The following is a 3,120-nucleotide window of genomic DNA, read 5'->3' as shown; positions in this document are numbered from 1 at the left end:
ACCGCTGGCTGATAAGTCGCATTACCGGAGGCCGAAAGAACTCCGCTTACTCGCCAGACGTTTACTTCCCCAAGGTCATAATCCACGGTCAGCTTGCTGTAATTATTGGTGCCGCTTTTATGGATTAGATTGCCTGTGCCGTTATCTTCAAAGGTGCCGCCATCCACCGAAAGGGTCAGGGTTCCGGGCAAAACGCCCCGTTGCAGATAGGTGCGGCTCTGGGTGCCAGTGATATGAACAAAGCGACAGCTGACTGATCGGCTACTGGTCGAAGTCGCCACCATGGTCTTGCCGGTATAGCCGCCATATTGATCCAGTAATGGGCTTTCCACCTTGGCGCTCGGCACCAGAGGCGCATAAACGCTCTCAGCCTTTACCGTCAGGTCACCTGCGGTAATGTTGGCACTCATAGACTGGATACCATAGTAACGGCTGGTATCGGCTATCTGCGTTTCCTGAATGCGGCTGGTTGCCTCCTCCGGCTCGCCGGGAACGGGCGATGCCCCGATAAATTTCGTCACCAAAGGTGCGCTAATCTGCATCTCCACCTTTCGCCGGGTAAAATCGATATACTCCGCTCCAGTGAAATAGGTAAAAATCTCATTGGAATAATCAACGGCAGTAATACGGATGAACTGGCTGACTGTCTCATCTGGCGTTGTCAGCTTATAGACCTCGCCAATTTCAGGAACCGCCGATTCCTCCCGCTGATAGCCGACAACGGATCGCTGCCCTTCCAGCTGATCACCCACCAGCTCCCATGATGCCTTAATGCCCGGAACCACATAGCTCTCGATCCGGTCTCTGGCATCGAGGCGCTCGTCAGTCTGACTGTCGGTATTGAACAGCAGAACCGAGACATTCTTGTCTTTGGGAGGCTCAGTCAAGATAAGATGACTGCCGAGATAAATATCATTGTTATCAGTGCTGATCCCGATAAACGCCTTTCGCAGAGCCACATCACCAATGGTTCGGTCGATTCTGGAAATATCCTGAAACAGGTTATTGACGTTGCCATCAATGACCTCATTACCAGTGATCCGACCGCCACCGTCTTCCTCATCGCTAAGGCGCTGACTTTCGAAGAGTTTTACATCGCTGTTGCTAATTGCCATCGGTTTTCCTTTTTTTCAGGCGAAAAAAAACCGCCAGTCAGGCGGTAATTTCTGATTTCAGTTATGCCCAATTAGTCAAAAAGATGGGTAGCCATGGGCTGCTTCTTTCTGGTAATAAACTCCATAATCTTTCGTTTAAAGCGGACTCTCCGTAGCCTACGCTCCTTAATACTCCACTCTTTTGCTCTTTTTTCTTCTTCCTGTTCAATCAGTGTGTTCCGTTCCTCAATGAACCGTTCCGAGATGTTCGTTACTTTCTGAATCTTCCCTTCTAAGAACAAAACCTGTTTGATCTCGTTGAAATCAACAGATCGAGCACTGCCGTAATACCGACGCCTCGGATAATCCCACCAGTCTCTTCCAAAAGTCACCTCACCACTATATTCGAGAGGCAACCATACGTCGGTGTATCTGAGGCCAGGCATTAAGTTAGGCGTCAAGTCAAGAGCCGAGCCAGCATGCTTTGGACGCGGGTCAGGCTTCCTGCCATTGACCAACGGCTCATCATCAAAGACCCCTAAGTTCATTGATCTGGCGAAAAGCTGACCCTCTTTGTATTCATACTCAACGAGAAAACCAGCCCAACATCAGGTACCCATAGGGGATACTTCAATTCCCAACATATCTGGATGAAATATCGGATAAGGTTCTGCGCCAGTCACTGTATACAAAACACCATCAAGGGTTAGATGGTCTGATAATTGAACGGTCATCGTTATTACTCTCCCTGACCCATGAACCGATTGATCATGGCACGGTTATGAGCCTTAATGAAAGATGGTAATAACTGTTATCGGCAGGGTACGCCTCTTCGAGTACCGGGGAGGCTGAAACCGGGCTGCCAGAACTACGGTCGAAAATAACATTAAGCTGTCGCATGTCAGGTAGAGTCAGGATCATTACCTTGTCCGGAGCTGCGGTTAAATCCTGAAGCTCTAAAACTGTTTTGCGGGAGACCCAACCGGCCTGCTGCCCACCGGTCAGTTCAATGGGGCGGCCCTGTAATTTTGCTTGCTCTTGAACTAATAATGCTCCTGTTAAACTGCGCTCTGTGCTTTGCTCCACAGGGTTCCATTCAAACTCATTGATCCAAAGAAGATCATCCGGGAGGGTAATAGTATCCAGTTGCATCAGACCGTCCTCATGCCAGCATTTTTCAGGGCTTCCAGCAGTTTGGTTTCATCCCCCGGTGTTACCCCAACATGCACATCGCCCCCCGGATATTCGAGCCGGATAATACGCTGCGGGGTTTGTGAAATGGTGCGTGGGGTAGATAAGTCTGCGCTCCCCTGGCGCTCTTTAAGAGCTTTCGTTCTCTCATTATTAGCTTGCCGCCTGCGCTCATTGTAAATCTGCTCGCTGATCCGCAGGGCTGAGGTAATATTCCTGATCGCCTCCTGATCCCCATTTGCGATGGCCTCCGCGTGCTGTGCCTTCAGATCGTCACGCTGATTTTGATAACGGCGCTGCTCAATATCGGATTGCCTGCCCTGCAATTCATCCAGTTCATCTTGCAGCCTGTTGAGGGTATTGCGAGAACTGTCGCCTAAGCTGGCCATGTTTTGTTTGGCTGAAACAATGGCGTTATTGAGCCGGTCTAAATCCGTTTGATTGAGCAGGTTCATAGTTTGTGCGGCATCTTCAGCCTCACGAACAAAACTTCTGGCATTGATCACGCCCTGTTCATAGCTTTCAAACAGCTGTTCAAGGGCAATTCTTTGCTCTAAAAATTGTTTTTTCACATAAGCGGCAGCGGTTGATGTTTGATTGAGCCAGCGACTAATACCAGTTACATCAAATTGATACTGATTGTTTTGCAACCGGCTAATTTCTGCGGAGGTTGCCTTTAGCTCATTTTTCAGGTCTTCAATGCTTCCTTTGGCTGCGGTGGTATCTACAGAGCCGCCTTGTTGTATCTGCCTTTCACCACCCCGATTGATATTTTCCTGAAATCTGTTGTCAAAGGATTGATCAGATATTCAGGAACGTCGACATGTTGCCAGTT

The 3,120-nt window shown here is 49.1% G+C and carries 4 protein-coding genes; all 4 read right to left on the bottom strand.

Annotation, left to right across the window (positions count from 1 at the left end):
- The coding region (locus tag ACO6UY_RS24255) for a hypothetical protein (RefSeq protein ID WP_422491611.1) at nt 1-1,115 on the bottom strand (1,115 nt) is incomplete at its 3' end.
- A 71-nt stretch (nt 1,116-1,186) separates the two neighbouring features.
- Nucleotides 1,187-1,642: a hypothetical protein gene (locus ACO6UY_RS24250; protein WP_422491609.1), complete on the bottom strand. Its 456-nt coding sequence runs from the start codon at nt 1,640-1,642 to the stop codon at nt 1,187-1,189.
- A 220-nt stretch (nt 1,643-1,862) separates the two neighbouring features.
- Nucleotides 1,863-2,246, bottom strand: a complete 384-nt coding sequence (locus tag ACO6UY_RS24245; RefSeq protein ID WP_101746124.1) for a hypothetical protein — start codon at nt 2,244-2,246, stop codon at nt 1,863-1,865.
- The gene (locus ACO6UY_RS24240) at nt 2,246-2,935 is read right to left on the bottom strand and encodes a hypothetical protein (protein WP_422491607.1); all 690 of its coding nucleotides are present in this window, start codon (nt 2,933-2,935) and stop codon (nt 2,246-2,248) included. The genes ACO6UY_RS24245 and ACO6UY_RS24240 overlap by 1 nt, the downstream gene beginning before the upstream one ends.
- Between the last annotated feature and the right edge of the window lie 185 nt (nt 2,936-3,120).

This window comes from Endozoicomonas sp. ALE010, from assembly GCF_049310165.1.
In the GTDB taxonomy this organism is placed as follows: domain Bacteria; phylum Pseudomonadota; class Gammaproteobacteria; order Pseudomonadales; family Endozoicomonadaceae; genus Endozoicomonas.
Note: the sequence above shows the minus strand (reverse complement) of the source record. Positions and strands in the feature narration are given on the sequence as shown.